Raw genomic sequence first — 16,919 nt, forward strand, 5'->3', positions numbered from 1 at the left:
TCTATGAAAACGCTCAAACTACGCACCAAAGACAAACATGCCAAGCAGCTCAATATCTTAGCTGGTGCGGTCAACTTTGTCTGGAATTACGTCAATGTGCTTAGTTTTAAACATTTACAGCGCACTGGCAAATTCTTTTCAGCCTATGACTTGGCCACTTACACCAAAGGGGCTAGTGAATACCTAAATCTGCACAGTCAAACCTTGCAAGCGATCAGTGAGGTTCACGCTAAATCCCGTAAACAGTTTAAAAAAGCCAAACTCAACTGGCGTACTAATAATCCAAAAGCCAAGAGAAGAAGCTTGGGCTGGATTCCGTTTAGAAAGACTGCCATTAAGCACTTAGCAACCCGTCAATCAGGCAAGAAAAGCCTTAAGTCCACTATCCAACTAAGCCTCGCTAAGGGTAAAAAACTCACAATAGATCTATGGGACAGCTATAATCTAGCCCTGTACAGCATCAATACTCTGGAGCTAGTGCAAGACAATCGCGGCCACTGGTATGCCTGTATCACCGTTAAAGACTTTCCTAAGGTTAAAGGTGGTGATGGTAAGGTTGGTGTTGATTTAGGGTGTAAGGATGCTGCTACCAGCAGCCAAGGCGACAAGCTAACCATTAAGCAAACCCAGAAATGGGCTAAAAAACTTACCATTGCTCAAAGAGCAAACCATAAAAAGCGCGTAAAAGCCATTCACGCCAAGATAAAAAACACTCGTCAAGACTTAATTCACAAGTTTACCACCAGTCTGATTAAGGACAACGCCTTGATAGTGGTCGGTAAACTTCAATCAAGCTCATTTACTTCAAGCAAACTAGCTAAGTCTGTCTATGACGCAGGATGGTTTGAGATGAAGCGACAACTGGATTACAAATGCGCGAACGCAGGTTGCCACTATATCGAAGTCAATGAAGCGTACACCACCCAAACCTGATCAAATTGCGGCTCTCGCCAAGACAGTCCGAAAGGTAGAGAAGGTCTTGGTATAAGAGAGTGGATATGCGAGTGCGGTGTCACTCATGACCGCGATATTAACGCGGCCAAAAACATTCTTGCGGTCGGGCTTGACCGTCTTGTAGAAGGAATCCCCTCCGTTTAGGGAGGGGAGGAAGTCAAACCTTAAGTCTAGATAGCAAGTTTCGATAGAGCTATCGTAGAATATTGAGGTATGAACCCTGTGCAGAGATGATGGATGTTTAATGAATTAATCTTAGTTAGCCAAAGGTAAGATAATACGCACCAACACACCTTGAGAGGGACTGCTAAGGGTTTTAGTTGCTGTATGGTTTATATAGTCATCTACGTTATCGATACTAACGCTGCCGCCATGATGCTCAATGACTTGCTTGACTAAAGTTAAGCCAAGCCCGGTACCTTTTTTCAAATGATTACCGTTTGCTTGAGGCGATTGTTTTTGATGCGAGAGGCTAAAATAACGATCAAAAGCTTTGGCGATAGCGTAATCAGGGAGTGGCTGGCCATCATTTAAGATATCAATCGTGACGCTGTTTTGTGCCGTCGTCACCTCAATACTCACCTCATTGCTAGCGAAATAAATGGCATTATCAAGGACGTTTTGCAGCGCTTGCACTAACCAAAAGCGATCGGCTGCAATGGTGGTTTTGGCTAAAAGGGTAGATGGATAATCTTGCTCAGTGGCAAGATTATTTATTGGCTCATTATCAATAAAAAATCTAATAGAGGCTAGGCTACGTTGCTGAACCTTAACGCTACTGTCTTTTATTAGGCTAGTGAGGATAGGAGTTAGCGAGATAGCTTGACGGTTTAATCTAAAAGTGGGCTGCTCAACTTTCGCCAGCAGTAACAGCCGATCAATGAGCTGCTGCATTTTGATACTCTGCTCGCCAATCGCTTGGCTAAGCATCTGCCTATCGTCTAGATCTAGATTGTCATCTTCTAATAGCTCACCGCTTGCGCGAATAGCGGTCAGAGGACTCTTTAGCTCATGAGTCAGCGTGTGTACATAGTCGCTAACGTACGCTCTATTCTCTAACCGATGTTTCATCGACTCGATAGTGTCGGTCAAGCTGTTGAGCTCATGAGCTAAATAAAAGTATGGCTTTTTAGTGTCCTCGGCAAGCGCGCTAGTATAGCGAGTCACAAGACTGATACTTTGCTGCAGCCACCAAGCGACAAGTCCTGCCAAAATCAGTGAAACAATACTAATAAGTAGAGTCGTGATCAGCATACGCTGGCGCGTATTATCGAGATAGGGTAAGACGCTATCGACCGGTTTACCGACACTGACCACGCCAATCAAGTGACCTAAATCATCCTTGATAGGCTGAGCGACATACATAATTGAGCTGCCGCGGGTGCTGTTAGTGTCAGGCGTACTGCGCGCGCCGTACTGGCCTCTAAGGGTCAGATACACATCGTTCCAGCGGCTATAGTCTGCGCCTTCAGCATTATCAGATGCGGGTAGGGAGTCGTACAGAACGATGCCTTGACTATTGGTAACGTAAAGCCGAAAGCTGCTCGCCGTTTTTTGCTTATATTCAGGCTCATTATCTAGGTTATAAGCGGTTTTAGCCGTTTTACTTTTAATACTGTGATCTTTAAAGCTAGCGGGCTGAGCGATAAAAGCGCTATCTAACTGTTGCTGATAGGCGGTGTTTGATATTTGCCCTGATTGTACAGGTTCTTGGAGATTGGCAGCTATCATCTTACTGGTATCGAGCAAAGTATCTTCAATGACTTGCTGCGCGGTAGGCTTGACGTGCTCAAATAGCTGCGTAAATACCACAATGCCTGAGACTATCAGGATCAAAGCCACCGCCAACCAAATCCGAAAAAATATACTTAAATTTAGCGGCTGTTTAGGCTGAGCTTGCTGCTGAGACGTACCCATTGGATGCAGCTTAGTATACCAATTGTTTTGACTTACATCGCTATTGATCTGCGTATCAGCACTATTTTTGTGTTGGAAAGTAGACATTAGGCAGGACACAGACCATAGCCCAGACCACGATGGGTATGGATGACGTCGATATCAGGATGAATGCTGGCCAGCTGCTTACGGATAGATTTGACATGGCTGTCTATCGTTCTTGCCAAGCGATGATCAGGATAATCGCTGATGGCATTTAACAGCTGTTCACGACTAAAGACTTGATTGGGCGCTTGCAATAAAGCCAATAAGATTTTGCGCTCAGTATTGCTCAGCTCAAGCTTTTGTCCATCCCAAGTCAGCGAATAGTTCAACGGCTGATAGTGCCAGTCTCCTGAGCTATAAGTATAGCTGACCGGCGATTGTGAGACTAAACCGGCGTCATCTATAGTCTTATCAGACTCCTTATACTGACTAGATAACTGCTCACGTCGCCAAACCGCTTTTAATCTTGCCACTAATTCTCGCGGGCTAAAAGGCTTAGCACAATAGTCATCACCGCCCATCTCAAGCCCTAAGATACGGTCAACCTCATCGCTACGCGCGGTCAAAAATATAATCGGAATATCCTTTAAACTACCCAATTCAGAGTCATGACGAATCTGTTGGCATAAGCTTAGGCCATCACCGTCTGGTAGCCCCACATCCAAAATAATCGCTGATAACGTTTGTGCCTCTGCGTCATGCAAACGACGCAGCTCTGGCAATACACTACTAGCATTGTCAAGCCAAGTGATTTGCCAGCCTTCACGCTTACAAGTCACTTTGAGTGACATAGCGATAGCCGGATCGTCTTCTACTAAGAGGATATGAGTCATAGCGTTTTATCTTAATTGTTTTTGGGTGTCTAAAAGACAGCTACCGTATTTGTGAGCTTTGCCATTGAAAAGTCGCAGGCTAGCATCATAAATACAGAGAATTGTTAGCAGCATAAGTTTTATAATAAAGCTATCCTAGCATAGATAGCTGAGAAGACTATGTGATAGGCAAGCAAAGCGTATGAAAAACTTATGGATAATCACTCCGCTAAGAATCACAAGACTTGAAGATGCTTTGTAGGTAATAATAATTTGTCTGAACTGAAATAAGGAAATCGTATGAGTAATTATTTGGATGTGGTCACCGTAGAGCATAATCCCTCTCAAAAAAAGATAGATCGCGCGGTGATTTGGCTACACGGCTTAGGTGCTAGCGGACATGATTTTGAGCCAGTCGTGCCGCAGTTGGGTCTCGATAATGATATGGCGGTAAGATTTATCTTTCCGCATGCGCCGCAGATACCCGTAACTATTAATGGCGGTATGGTGATGCCGGCTTGGTACGATATTTTAGAGATGAGTCTTGATCGCAAAATCGACGTAGCACAAATCGAGAAATCTTCGCAGCAAATTCGCGATTTAATTCAGCGCGAGATTGAACGCGGGGTCAAACCTGAGCATATTGTCATCGCTGGGTTCTCGCAGGGCGGGGCAGTGGCCTACCATGTGGCGCTAAGCTATCCACAGCGCTTAGCTGGTCTTATGACCTTGTCTACTTATTTGGCAACCAATGATAGCCTAAGCTATAGTGATCTTAATAAAGACTTACCGATTCTCATTGAACACGGCGTGCAAGATCCGGTAGTGCCAGTAGTATTAGGCCAGCAAGCCCAGCAGCTATTGACAGATAAAGGCTATGACGTTGAATTCAACACTTATCCCATGGCGCATCAAGTCTGTATGCCGCAAATCCAGAATATCGGTAAATGGTTAAATAAGGTTTTAGCTTAACTTTTTCTTATAAATATTGCTTTATAAATAGTCTCTTAGCTATTGAAATCAGGTAAGTTGACCCTATATAGTAAGTAGAGTAATTAAGACAGATGAATAAGCTTTAAACGTAATAGCCAACCTGTAAATTAATGTAATAACTAACGGTTATAGGTTGAGTCAAAGCTGAAGTTAGTCTAAAATACTCAGTCTTATTGGGGATGTTCTGGCTTCGACGCTGGTGATGAAACTCAATGATGCATGTCGAGAGTGTATGTCCTCTCGTAAATCAAACATATATTGTTATAGTCGCAAACGACGAAACTTACGCTCTAGCAGCTTAAACCCTGCTTACTGCGCTGCCGATTACCTATAGTTGGTTAGCCCAGTTGAAGCGTCCGTATATAGGTTCGCCACAAGGGATTGTCTCAATCGCTTGGGTTCAAAAGTAGAGACTCGTCCAATCCATCCTGACTGTCGGATCGGTGCGGACTAAAACTAAAGACAGAAACTAAACATGTAGAGTCATGAGCGTAATGCTGGCGGACGCGGGTTCAACTCCCGCCATCTCCACCAAATACTAAAAATCCGGTCACTTCATCAAGTGACCGGATTTTTTTATGGTACAAGCTTTATTCTTTCAAGCTTTATTCTTCATAGTATTTATGTGTGATGTACATGTTATTTACTACAAATACAAGGTATCAATACTAGGACGCTAGTATCAAGTACTACAGCTACTATGTTTTAAAGCGACTAAGTAGTTTTAAAACGATTAAATATCAAAGCGGGTTTAGGCAAAACTAAGAATTATCTATCTACTATAGAAGTCTCTTCTAAGCGTAAATTTGGTTATTTAATTTATCAAAATAAGCATCTCTGACTTTGGTTGTCATCGTATCAAAATGAATAGAGATACCAGAGCTGTCTCTTTTAGCGTACCAGTATTCATCGTTACAGCCAGTTGGCAACTCAAAAAACTTGTCGTTAATAAAGTCGCCTACAGTATAGACGTGTCCTTCTGCATAAAAAGCATTGCCACTCGTACATACTAATTTATCACCAGTCTTAATCATGTTTGTTCTCCTACCAATTAAAACGAAGCACGCTATGATAGTAAAATTCATGATAAAAGAACATGGAGAAGGTGCTGAGCGGTTGAATGAGTATGCTGAACGGTAGTGTATGAAACTAAGGGTATGATATTTATAGTGTTTTGTTGAAGTCTAGTCAAATTCTATAGCCATATAAAAGAAGCCAGCGACTTTATGTCACTGGCTTCTTTTTAACTTCGATTAGAGAATATAAATCTTACTCTTCAGAAGTCTCTTCGTTTTGATCAACGGCTTCTTCTTCAACGTCTTGGTCTTCGTCATCATTGTCTTCAGACAAGATAGTTACCAAGATGCTAGCAGTAACGTCGTGATGTAGCTGAATATCAACGTTGTATTCGCCAATCTGACGTAGTGTACCTTCCGGCAGCTTAATCTCAGAACGGTCTACTTCTAGACCTGAGTTAGTTAGAGCTTCAGCGATATCACGAGTACCGATAGAACCGAATAGCTTGCCTTCGTCACCAGATTTCGCACGCATGATAACATTAACGTCAGTTAACGCATCAGCACGAGTCTGTGCAGTAGCGACCTCGCGGGCTTCTTCAGCTTCAAGCTCAGCACGGCGAGCTTCGAACTTTTCGATATTCGCTTTAGTAGCAGGAAGCGCTTTGCCCTGAGGGATAAGATAGTTACGTCCGTAACCTGGTTTTACATCGACAGTTTCACCGAGTTTACCAAGGTTGACGATACGCTGTAACAAAATAATTTGCATGAGTCACTCCTAGTTAACGGTTAACCCTGATGGTTGTCAGTGTACGGAAGTAGCGACAAGTAACGAGCTTGCTTGATAGCAGTGGCTAGTTGGCGCTGATATTTAGTAGAGGTACCAGTAATACGACTTGGTACAATTTTACCATTATCACTGATGTACTGTTTTAGCAGTTCAACATCTTTATAATCGATGTGAGTGATGCCTTCAGCAGTGAAACGGCAGAATTTGCGACGGCGATAGAAACGTGCCATAAGTATTCTCCTTTAATTAGTCTTCACTGTTGTTGTCATTGTTGTCTGAACGACGTGGCGTAGCTTTACGTGCGCGTTTTTCATCGGCGTTTTTAGCTAGCTGTGACTCTTCAGTGATTGCTTCATCACGGCGCATGACTAAGCTACGGATGATGGCATCGTTATAACGGAATAACTCTTCTAACTCTTCTAGAGTCTCACCGTCAGTTTCGATGTTGAATAACACATAATGAGCTTTATGAATCTTGTTGATTGGATAAGCCAGTTGACGACGGCCCCAATCTTCTAGACGATGGATGATACCATTGTTGTCTTGAACCAACTTGATATAGCGTTCAACCATGCCGACAACTTGGTCGCTTTGGTCTGGGTGTACAATTAACACCACTTCGTAATGTCGCATTTGGACTCCTTACGGATTAGTAGCTACCGGCCCTATGCAGGTAGCAAGGAGATTTATAAGGTAAACTTAGTCTCAGCTATTATTACACAGAGTGATAAGCTTAGGATATAAAGCGCAGTATTATAACAGTACTCAAGCGTTAACACAAAGGTTAATGCGGATAAAAGGAGTTAATTGTAGCGCTTATTATTTACAAACGATAAGGCTAGCCATAAAAAAAGTAGCGACTAAGCGCTACTTTTTGAAATATTTTAATTAGGAGACGTGAGTTTACTATAGTTATTTCACTTTAGGCTGTTTAACCAGCTGTTTGCTATCTGCTTTAACCACTAAAGTTTTAGCGAGTTTGTCATGCCAACCGATATTCTCGGGACTTTTTGAGGCCATATAATAATGAACGGCAATCACTATAAAACCTAAAAAACTCGTAAATGAAAACAGTAGATTATAGACAATAAGTAGCAGCAACGTGCGCATAACAATAAGTTTAAAAAAGGACGGGATTCTATGCGTGGTTTGATCCACCACGCGAATACCCGTAATCAGTTTACCCAAAGACTGGCCACGCAGAATAATAAATAAGAGCTGCAGGGCAAATAAGCCAAATACCATGACTTGTGACATCATCAAAGTACCACTAGGGATACTCTCTATTAAAGTCATCGAGTACTGATAAGCGGCGTCCATATTTTGAATATCTTGAAATTTAGTATAATCGATATCCATTTTGGTCAGGGCCAATACTAACGGAAAAATGGCTAATATATAGAGCAAACCATTGACCGCAGTGGCTAGTATCCGCGACATGACAGGCGCTAAGATTACATCTCCGATAACGACATCTTTGGCGCTTGCTACTCTAGCGCTGCCAGACTTATTAAGCGAGATATTATTGCTTGGTGAATGGTCGCGATTAGTGGTCATATCTACTTTAGACTTTTTACCATCTGTCGCTGAGCGCTCAGGCTTACCATAGAGTCTATCCAAAGAGAGCTTTTTACCGTTCAAACCGTCTTGATTGGCGCTAGTATTAGTGTCATCAGAGTCTTCTGGAAAGATAGTGACGTTACTGATAATAGAGTCATCATCACTACCATTAACGGTTGTATTATTCATGGTCGGGCGATAGTAAGGTTGATTGGCTGTCAAGTCACCGAGCCGTTGCCAGTTCGCTAAGCCTTCGTGCCACATCAAATCATCAAGCACCACCTCACCTGAGGTAAGCATGATATTGAGCTGATCTAGAGTATAAGGGCCTGCTTGGACATTATTTCGAGCAAGAAAAATTTGCATAATGAATGATATCTTAATTCGCTGATGATAAGTTTTTGCTTTTATAAATGAATTTATTGGGTCAAAGTGACTTATAACAAGGTTAGTATTTCACTATAGGGTAAATACAGTTTAGGGTTTGCTCGCTATTTCATCAAAACTAATGATGAATAGCAAGCAAACCCTAATAATAGTGACTAGTTACGATCTTTAATAGTAGCTGTATTATGCTTATCGCTACCTAAAGCTCATATCTCCTAGGTAACTATTTAGTAACTATTTAGCCTCTTCACCAGCTAAGAAGAACCAAGTATCAAGTACTGAATCAGGGTTCAATGATACCGAGCTGATACCTTGCTCCATGAGCCAAAACGCTAGATCTGGATGGTCTGATGGACCTTGACCACAGATGCCGACATATTTGTTTTGCTTACGGCAGGCATCAATTGCCATCTTTAATAGTTTTTTCACGGCAGGATCACGTTCATCAAATAGATGTGAGACGATACCTGAGTCGCGATCTAGACCTAGCGTCAACTGAGTCAAATCGTTTGAACCGATAGAGAAGCCATCAAAATGCTCTAAGAACTCGTCTGCTAGTAAGGCGTTGGTCGGCAGCTCGCACATCATAATGACACGTAGACCGTTCTCGCCGCGCTTTAGGCCATTTTTCTCTAATAGCTCAATGACTTGCGCCGCTTCATCAACAGTACGCACAAAAGGAATCATAATCTCGACGTTGGTCAGACCCATCTCGTCACGTACGCGTTTGAGCGCTTTACACTCAAGCTCGAAGCAGTCACGGAAGTTGTCAGAGACATAACGACTCGCGCCGCGGAAACCAAGCATTGGGTTCTCTTCTGATGGCTCGTACAATTTACCACCTAAAAGATTGGCATATTCGTTCGATTTAAAATCTGACATCCGTACGATAACCGGCTGATCCATAAAGGCAACGGCTAGCGTTGAGATACCCTCGACCAGCTTATCGACATAAAAATCAACAGGTGAAGCATAGCCTGAAATACGCTCATTGATCGCTTGTGAGATCTCACGTGGCAGGCTGTTCATGTTCAGTAGTGCTTTTGGATGCACGCCAATCATCCGGTTGATGATGAACTCTAAACGCGCAAGACCGATACCTTCGTTAGGCATTTGGGCAAAGGAGAAGGCGCGATCAGGGTTACCAACGTTCATCATCACTTTGAACGCCAGCTCTGGCATAGACTCAATCGAGTTGGTTTGGATATCAAAATCAAGCTGACCTTCATAGATAAAGCCAGTGTCGCCTTCAGCGCAAGAGGCAGTGACGTCTTGACCATCAACCAATAGCTCGGTGGCGTTACCACAACCAACGATAGCGGGTACGCCAAGCTCACGCGCAATGATAGCGGCGTGACAAGTACGGCCACCACGGTTGGTGATAATGGCTGAAGCGCGCTTCATGACCGGCTCCCAATCAGGATCGGTCATATCAGAGACTAAGATATCGCCGTCTTCGACTTTATCCATCTCGTTTAGGTTACTGACAACGCGGACTTTACCGGCGCCGATACGTTGTCCGATTGAGCGACCTTCACATAATACTTTGGCATCACCAGTATTGATGACATAACGCTCCATGACATTGCTGTCTTGACGGCTCTTGACCGTTTCAGGACGCGCCTGCACAATAAAGATCTGGCCGCTATCGCCATCTTTGGCCCACTCGATATCCATCGCTTGACCATAGTGCTGCTCAATAGTCATCGCTTGCTTGGCAAGAGAGGTCAGCTCTTCAGTAGATAAAGAGAACTGCATACGCTCTTCTTTTTCGACATCAACGACTTTGACTGATTTAGCGGTGCTACCTTCATCACCATAAATCATCTTTTTGTGCTTGCTACCTAAGTTGCGGCGGATGACAGAGGGTTTGCCATCGTTAAGTAGACGCTTAGATAAATAGAACTCATCAGGGTTGACCGCGCCTTGTACGACCATCTCACCGAGGCCATAGCTTGAAGTGATAAACACCACTTGATCAAAGCCGCTTTCGGTATCTAGAGTGAACATCACGCCCGCTGCACCTGTCTCTGAGCGCACCATACGCTGAACGGCTGCAGATAAAGCGACGCCTTCGTGCTCAAAGCCTTTGTGTACACGATAAGAGATCGCGCGATCGTTGTATAGTGAGGCAAACACTTCTTTAATAGCGATAAGAACGTTATCAATACCGCGAATATTTAGATAAGTCTCTTGTTGACCGGCAAATGAAGCATCTGGCAAATCTTCTGCAGTCGCAGAAGAGCGTACCGCAACCGCGATGTCTTCGCCGCCACTCATCACTTCAAACGATTTACGCACCTCAGCTTCAAGATCTGCTGGCAGCTCTTGTTCGACAATCCAATTACGGATTTTTTTACCCGTAGCAGCAAGCTTATTGACGTCATTAATGTCTAAGGTTTTCAGCTCGCTGTTGATCTTGTCAAGCAGACCTGTTTCGTTCAAAAAACGGTTAAAAGCATTTGAGGTGGTGGCAAAGCCGCCAGGAACGCTAACACCTAAATCTGATAAGTGGCTAATCATCTCGCCAAGAGAGGCGTTCTTACCACCGACCATCTCAATATCGTCTTTTCCTAACTGATCAAGATTGATTACAAGTGCTGTAGATTGCGCTGCCATGATAACTCCAAAAAATAAGGTTATTTAGTAAGGATTATAAAGGTGGATTATACGCCTATATTTTGCGAATTTCGAGAGGATAAGGTAAAAACTTTGAAAAAAGATACAAAATTTAGAGTTTTTTACGTCTTTGTAGCTCAGCGGCTACTGTAATAGCAACGAGATGTATTATCAGTAACCTACATGTAGTGAGAATATTGCTAAAACTTAATAGCAAATCACAACAAAAATAGCAAAGTAAATCGCTAAGACAAAACAGAGTAGTGGATAGTTTTTACTTTAAAGGCACTGGTACATTTTGCCCTCAACATCGATTCCTATTCAGGCGCTATTATGAGTATAATGTAAGGCATTACTATTAAATAACTCACTTAGGTTTAGCAAGCCACCAGTCACCATCAAAAAATAGAGCGATTAAATAGAGTGGCTAAAAAATAGTTGCTTCTCATTAATAAACACTTCATAGAGCTTTAAGGTTGTCCGTTATGTATTTTAATAATCCCTCTGAACCAGATAAACCAACTATTCAGAACCGGCATGCTATGAGCTTAGATAACTCGCAAACGATTAGAAGTGCGTTTTTTATCTCTGATGGTACGGCGATTACCGCTGAAACTTTGGGGCGCTCGATTCTAAGTCAGTTTGCTTCTGTGCCTTTTGAAACACATGTTCTGCCTTATGTCGATAGTATCGAGCGTGCTGAGGATGCGGTGGCTCGGATCAATATGGCGTATCAGCGCGACGGCTTATTACCGCTGGTGTTCGATACTATCGTCAGCCCTGAGATTCGCGAAACAGTGAATTCTGCCAAAAGCTGTAATTTAGATATGTACGAGGGTTTGATTGGCCGTATCGCTGAAGAGATGGGTGTTGAGCCGGATGGTCACTCAGGCCACGCGCATGATAATGTTGATTCTGAGACTTACAAAGAGCGTATCGATGCGGTGCACTTTGCCTTGGATAATGATGATGGCGCGCGTACCCGTCACTATAATATGGCGGATATTATTCTTATTGGAGTTTCTCGCTCAGGAAAAACGCCAACGTCGCTTTATTTAGCCTTACAATTCGGCATTCGGGCGGCCAACTATCCGCTGACTGAAGATGATCTGTACGACAATCAATTACCAAAATCCTTGCGCGAGCATAAGGACAAGCTGTTTGGGCTAGTGATTAATACCGATAGGCTAGTAAAAATTCGCCAAGAGCGCCGCGCCGGTAGCCGGTATTCTAGCTATCAACAAGTGCAGCAAGAGCAGCGCGCGATACAAGGCATTTATATCTCTCAAGGTATCCCGAACTTGGATGTCTCTGAGATGTCTGTTGAAGAGATTGCGACTCGCATACTGCAAATGACAGGTCTCAAGCGTCGCATTGGTTAGCAAAATGCATATCTATGAGTCAATAGTATGAGTTCCGTAATCCAAGCCTGACTATACTAATAAGAGATACTGCTAATAAGAGACATTGCTCATTAAGGACATTGCAAAATTAGGACTCATCGAGTACGGTGGGCATCCTCAAAAGTCATAAGATAAAGTATAAATATTAAAAACCACATAAACTAATAAAGAGGTTACGATGGCCAGCAAGAATAAAGGTGACGACACCAATGACACCGGTCTAGATACTAGCACCGAAGTCTCAAATAAAGATAGCGGCAGCGCGCCAAATACAGCGCCTGAGCAAACCACAGACGCCAGTAAAAAAGAAAAAATCGAGCAAACGCATGAACAAGTGAATGATGACATCATGCATCATCCTGACTTAGTCAACCCCCTAGATGATAAGCGTATCGATATCAAATCAGAGTTTACCAAAGACTCACAGCGTATCAAAAGCGATAAGCATGAATTTGAATATGATGCTGTGGTCTTAGGAGCAGGCCCTGCTGGTGAGGCGGCGGCAATGAAGCTAACAAAATCTGGCAAAAAGGTCGCGGTTATTGACCCTCGTGAGCAAGTCGGCGGTAACTCGACGCACGTTGGCACCATTCCGAGTAAGGCACTGCGTCAATCGGTTTTTAACCTCATTAACTTTCGCCGCGATCCTATGTTTACCAAAGCGCTAGAGTATGAGCGCGTACCGCTCAATAAGGTACTAGCCAACGCGCGCCGCGTGATACGCGACCAAGTCAGTACGCACAAGCGTTTTTATGAGCGTAATCAGATCGACGTCATTCAAGGCTGGGCAAGTTTCGTCGATAAGCACACCTTAAAGGTTGAAACTGATGAAAATATCTTTGAAACCGTCACCTTTAATAAAGCCATTATCACCGTAGGCAGTCGTCCTTATCGGCCTGAGATCTTAGACTTCGATCATCCGCGCGTTTTTGACTCTGATAAAATTCTACAGATGGATTATGTGGTCAGAAAGATCATCATCTACGGCGCGGGGGTTATTGGCTGTGAGTATGCCTCTATTTTTACGGGACTTGGCTATAAAGTCGACTTGATTAATAACCAAGACAAGCTACTGAACTATCTCGATAGTGAGATTAGTGATGCGCTAGCGCATGACTTTAGACAGTTTGGCGTGCTCATTCGTAACAATGAAGAGATCGATCATCTAGAGACGCATGACGATCATGTCGTTCTTCATCTAAAGAGTGGTAAAAAAATCAAGTCTGATGCTATTCTTTGGTCAAACGGGCGCTCTGGTAATACTGAAGGTCTTAATGTAGAGGCAATCGGCCTAGAAGCCAATAGCCGCGGTCAGCTCAAAGTTGATGATCATTATTGTACCGAAGTGGATAATATCTATGCTGCTGGCGACGTGATAGGTTGGCCTTCGCTAGCCTCGGCTGCTTATGACCAGGGGCGCTGTGCAGCCGCCTTTATGGTTGGTGATAGCGATGCCGAACCCGTCTCAAGCGTGCCAACAGGGATTTATACGATTCCTGAGATATCGAGTATCGGTAAGACCGAGCAGGAGCTCACTGATGAGCGAGTGCCTTATGAAGTCGGTCAAGCCTTCTTTAAGCATCTGGCGCGCGCGCAAATCATTGGTGAGCGTACCGGCGTTCTTAAGATACTATTCCACCGGGAGACTTTGGAGATATTAGGGATTCATTGCTACGGCAATCACGCCTCAGAGATTATTCATATTGGGCAGGCGGTGATGAAATGTCATGCTACGCTTGAGTATTTTGTGAATACTACTTTTAACTACCCAACGATGGCAGAAGCTTATCGCGTGGCGGCGCTCAATGGTCTTAATCGCGTGTTTTAGGTATTAAGGGTGCATGAAGTATTAAAGGTAGAAGAGCGTCTGTCTATTTTGCAGGCGCTTTTTTTGCATCGTTTTAATTGAAGCGGACTATATCTTATAAACCGCACTATCTTTTTGTGCCAATCGCCGCCGAAGCAGTAATAAGACTATAAAATAAAAGACCCATAAGCCAAGCAAAGCATAAAAACCAGTCGCTACTTGCGCGATGCTAGCGCCCATTTGGTTAAGCTGTACCGAAGTATTGATAGCAGGGGTCGTTGGCACAAGCCAGCGCACGATTTGCAAAACCTCTGGTAGCTGATTGGCCGGCCACGGGTAACCGCTCATAAAAAATACCGGTAATGAGCTAAAAATCAAAACCTGCATACTGCGCTCGCGTTGACGCAGCCATAAGCCAAACACACAGCCAAGCGTCGCTACCGTCGGACAATATATCAGTAAAAATAGCAGACTACCGAGCATGTTTTTGCCGCGCGGGTAGTTATGCAGCTCAAACGCCCAGCCATAATAAAAGCAGCCAACCACAAAGCTCAACGTACTAAGGGCTGCAATACGTCCTAGCCAGCCAGCAATACTAGTAGTATGGCGACGCATCTCAAACCAAGTACCTACGAGCATCGCGGCCGCTATCAGTAAGGTCTGCTGCAATATAATAATAGATACCGCTGGCACCACGTAGGCGCCGTAGCCTTCGGTCTGATTATATAAAGGCACGATCTGTAACGGTACCGCTTGGGTGTTTTGCGCGGCAGTCGGCATATAAGCCCCTTGTGCTACGCTTTTTTTCACCTCAATTCCTGCTGAGACGGTGCTGACCGCTTGCAAAAAACCGGTTTGTACGTTTTTATTTAATAAAAAATAACCGCCGTTACCCAGTACGCTAACACTAGCCGCTTTGCCTGCCATCACTTGCTGTTCAAGTCCGGCTGGGATAATCATAAATCCTGCTATCTCATCGCTCCAGATGGCTTTTTTGGCTTGCTGCTCATCCACGAAGTTTACGGTGTTCAACTGCGGGCTAGCACTAGCATAGCGGCTGATCGTACGAGATAAATCGCTACGATCATAATCAACAATGCCGACAGGGACGTTATTGACGACTTCTGAAGAGTAAGGCCAAGGATAAAAAAAGCCATAAATAATTGGCGCAATGATGAGCATCAAAAGCACGCCTTTATCTTTAAAGACATCGACGAGGGTCTGCTTAAAGTTTGCCCAAAAAGTATCGGCTATCGCATTATCAACGGTTTGCGTAGCACTTTTGTCTAAAGATGCTGAGTCTATAGGCGCTTTCTTACTTTGCTCAAAAGATGGTTTTGTCATCAGCGGGCTCCCCAGCGCTCAGGATGCGCTAAAGCACGCTTAGCACAGAGTACTGAGAGCAGCATTAATATAAGCACCGCTAACAGTAGACCGTAGATGATCGGTTCTGATAGCGCTACCGGAGCATGCATCTGTATTTGTGCAATCTGCAGCTGTAGATAATGGGTCAAGGGCAGAGCGTCTGCCCAATGTTTGGCGCTATCGGTAATAGCGATATAAGGGTAAGTCACCCCAGCAAAAGCGTAAGAGGGCACTGAGATAAAACCCGTCGCTGATAAGCCCATACGCAAAGAAAACGAGGCTAAAGTAAAAAAAGCGCCCAGCCAAAACGATAAAAACATCAAAGTGATAAAAGCTAGATAAGTAAGCGCTATAGAATCAAAGCTTAGATCCTCTCGCATGGTCGCAAGCCATAAGGCGAGTGCCGCCCATAAACAATACGCCAGTAGCGGCCAAAAGTACTTACCAAGTAAACCGAAAAACAGCACGAGCAGACTAGGTTTAGAGGTAGGAATATAAGTTGTCCTATCCGCTAAATTAGCCTGAGCAATTGTATGAGCTTCAGGAGAATTGTCAGTATTTAAGTTAGGACGCCCAGTATCAATAAAGCGATACCAACGACCAAGCTGCTTATCGCGTAGCTCGCGACCGATAGTAGTGGCACCAATGACCATCGCTAAGATGTGTAATAACGCAGGAATCACCGTTGAGCCCAAAAACTGCTGATAGTTATTCACCGTATTAAATAGGCTAGTACGCTGAATACTGATAGGTGAGTAGTTGATGGCAGCCTCAGAGGGTACCATGCCTTGCTTGACTAAACGTTGAATCTCAACGCCAGCCGATAGCGTGGCGGTAACGGCTTGGACGCTGGTCTGAATGATGCCAGAGTGCGTGCCGTATTGTGCATTGACTTGTAGTAGTACCGGCGCAGGTTTGCTGGCTAAAATGTTAGTCGAAAAATCATCTGGAATCACCACGACGGCGTAGATATCGCGTTGCAAGATAGCGGCTTCAGCGCTAGCAGCCGAGCTATAAAGACTGGCAACCTCAAGGTTGGGATGCGCGTCCAAATAGCGAGTTAAGGTATTAGCCACAGGACCATTATCTTCATCAATCACGCCAATCGTTAGATCAGTGATTTGCGTTTGTGAAAAAATCCACCAGACTAACAAAATCGTCGCTAGAGGAATCCACAAAATCATCGCCAAATCCCAAGGGTTTTTTTGTAAAAACCGCCGCTCATAACTAGCACTGCGTACAAACGCTTGTATCAGACGCATGATTCGTGAC

At 44.0% G+C, this 16,919-nt stretch carries 13 protein-coding genes, 1 other RNA gene and 1 pseudogene; 5 read left to right on the forward strand and 10 right to left on the reverse strand.

All coding sequences use genetic code 11. The features are described 5' to 3' along the window. The first annotated feature begins 3 nt into the window (after nt 1-3). A pseudogene (locus JMY03_RS10550) lies at nt 4-1,098 on the forward strand (RNA-guided endonuclease InsQ/TnpB family protein). 111 nt (nt 1,099-1,209) lie between these two features. Here the strand turns inward: JMY03_RS10550 and creC are convergent. Continuing rightward, nucleotides 1,210-2,958, reverse strand: a complete 1,749-nt coding sequence (creC, locus tag JMY03_RS10555; protein ID WP_201603584.1) for a two-component system sensor histidine kinase CreC — start codon at nt 2,956-2,958, stop codon at nt 1,210-1,212. Beyond that, complete coding sequence (locus tag JMY03_RS10560; RefSeq protein ID WP_201603585.1) at nt 2,958-3,728, reverse strand: response regulator transcription factor; 771 nt, start codon at nt 3,726-3,728, stop codon at nt 2,958-2,960. Before JMY03_RS10560 ends, creC begins: the two co-directional genes overlap by 1 nt. Nucleotides 3,729-4,007: 279 nt before the next feature. Between JMY03_RS10560 and JMY03_RS10565 the strand changes: the two genes are divergently transcribed. Continuing rightward, a complete protein-coding gene (locus JMY03_RS10565; RefSeq protein WP_201603586.1) occupies nt 4,008-4,679 on the forward strand; it encodes an alpha/beta hydrolase in 672 nt (223 codons plus the stop codon). A 196-nt stretch (nt 4,680-4,875) separates the two neighbouring features. After that, nucleotides 4,876-5,234, forward strand: a transfer-messenger RNA (tmRNA) gene (gene ssrA / locus JMY03_RS10570). A gap of 260 nt (nt 5,235-5,494) precedes the next feature. Here the strand turns inward: ssrA and JMY03_RS10575 are convergent. From JMY03_RS10575 to ppsA, 6 genes are all read right to left on the reverse strand, one after another. Continuing rightward, complete coding sequence (locus JMY03_RS10575; protein WP_201603587.1) at nt 5,495-5,734, reverse strand: hypothetical protein; 240 nt, start codon at nt 5,732-5,734, stop codon at nt 5,495-5,497. Nucleotides 5,735-5,969: 235 nt separating this feature from the next. Then, nucleotides 5,970-6,485, reverse strand: a complete 516-nt coding sequence (rplI, locus tag JMY03_RS10580) for a 50S ribosomal protein L9 (protein WP_201603588.1) — start codon at nt 6,483-6,485, stop codon at nt 5,970-5,972. A gap of 20 nt (nt 6,486-6,505) precedes the next feature. Then, nucleotides 6,506-6,736: a 30S ribosomal protein S18 gene (gene rpsR / locus JMY03_RS10585; RefSeq protein ID WP_010198808.1), complete on the reverse strand. Its 231-nt coding sequence runs from the start codon at nt 6,734-6,736 to the stop codon at nt 6,506-6,508. 16 nt (nt 6,737-6,752) lie between these two features. Continuing rightward, nucleotides 6,753-7,139, reverse strand: a complete 387-nt coding sequence (gene rpsF / locus JMY03_RS10590) for a 30S ribosomal protein S6 (RefSeq protein ID WP_025645577.1) — start codon at nt 7,137-7,139, stop codon at nt 6,753-6,755. Between the two features lie 279 nt (nt 7,140-7,418). After that, nucleotides 7,419-8,432 (reverse strand): RDD family protein, encoded by a 1,014-nt coding sequence (locus JMY03_RS10595; protein ID WP_227675601.1) that lies wholly within the window; start codon nt 8,430-8,432, stop codon nt 7,419-7,421. A gap of 255 nt (nt 8,433-8,687) precedes the next feature. Beyond that, nucleotides 8,688-11,072 carry a phosphoenolpyruvate synthase gene (gene ppsA, locus JMY03_RS10600; protein ID WP_201603589.1) on the reverse strand — a complete coding sequence of 795 codons (2,385 nt, stop codon included), beginning with the start codon at nt 11,070-11,072 and terminating at the stop codon, nt 8,688-8,690. Between the two features lie 542 nt (nt 11,073-11,614). Between ppsA and ppsR the strand changes: the two genes are divergently transcribed. Then, entirely contained in the window at nt 11,615-12,454 is an 840-nt protein-coding gene (gene ppsR, locus JMY03_RS10605; RefSeq protein WP_201556942.1) for a posphoenolpyruvate synthetase regulatory kinase/phosphorylase PpsR, read from the forward strand. Between the two features lie 199 nt (nt 12,455-12,653). Continuing rightward, nucleotides 12,654-14,303, forward strand: coding sequence for a Si-specific NAD(P)(+) transhydrogenase (gene sthA / locus JMY03_RS10610; RefSeq protein WP_227675602.1), 1,650 nt, complete (start codon nt 12,654-12,656; stop codon nt 14,301-14,303). 87 nt (nt 14,304-14,390) lie between these two features. On the opposite strand, the gene JMY03_RS10615 is transcribed toward sthA, so the two are convergent. Continuing rightward, complete coding sequence (locus JMY03_RS10615; protein ID WP_201603591.1) at nt 14,391-15,626, reverse strand: ABC transporter permease; 1,236 nt, start codon at nt 15,624-15,626, stop codon at nt 14,391-14,393. Continuing rightward, nucleotides 15,626-16,909, reverse strand: coding sequence for an ABC transporter permease (locus JMY03_RS10620; protein ID WP_201603593.1), 1,284 nt, complete (start codon nt 16,907-16,909; stop codon nt 15,626-15,628). Before JMY03_RS10620 ends, JMY03_RS10615 begins: the two co-directional genes overlap by 1 nt. Between the last annotated feature and the right edge of the window lie 10 nt (nt 16,910-16,919).

It is taken from the genome of Psychrobacter submarinus, from assembly GCF_904846685.1.
GTDB classification, from domain to species: Bacteria; Pseudomonadota; Gammaproteobacteria; order Pseudomonadales; family Moraxellaceae; genus Psychrobacter; species Psychrobacter submarinus.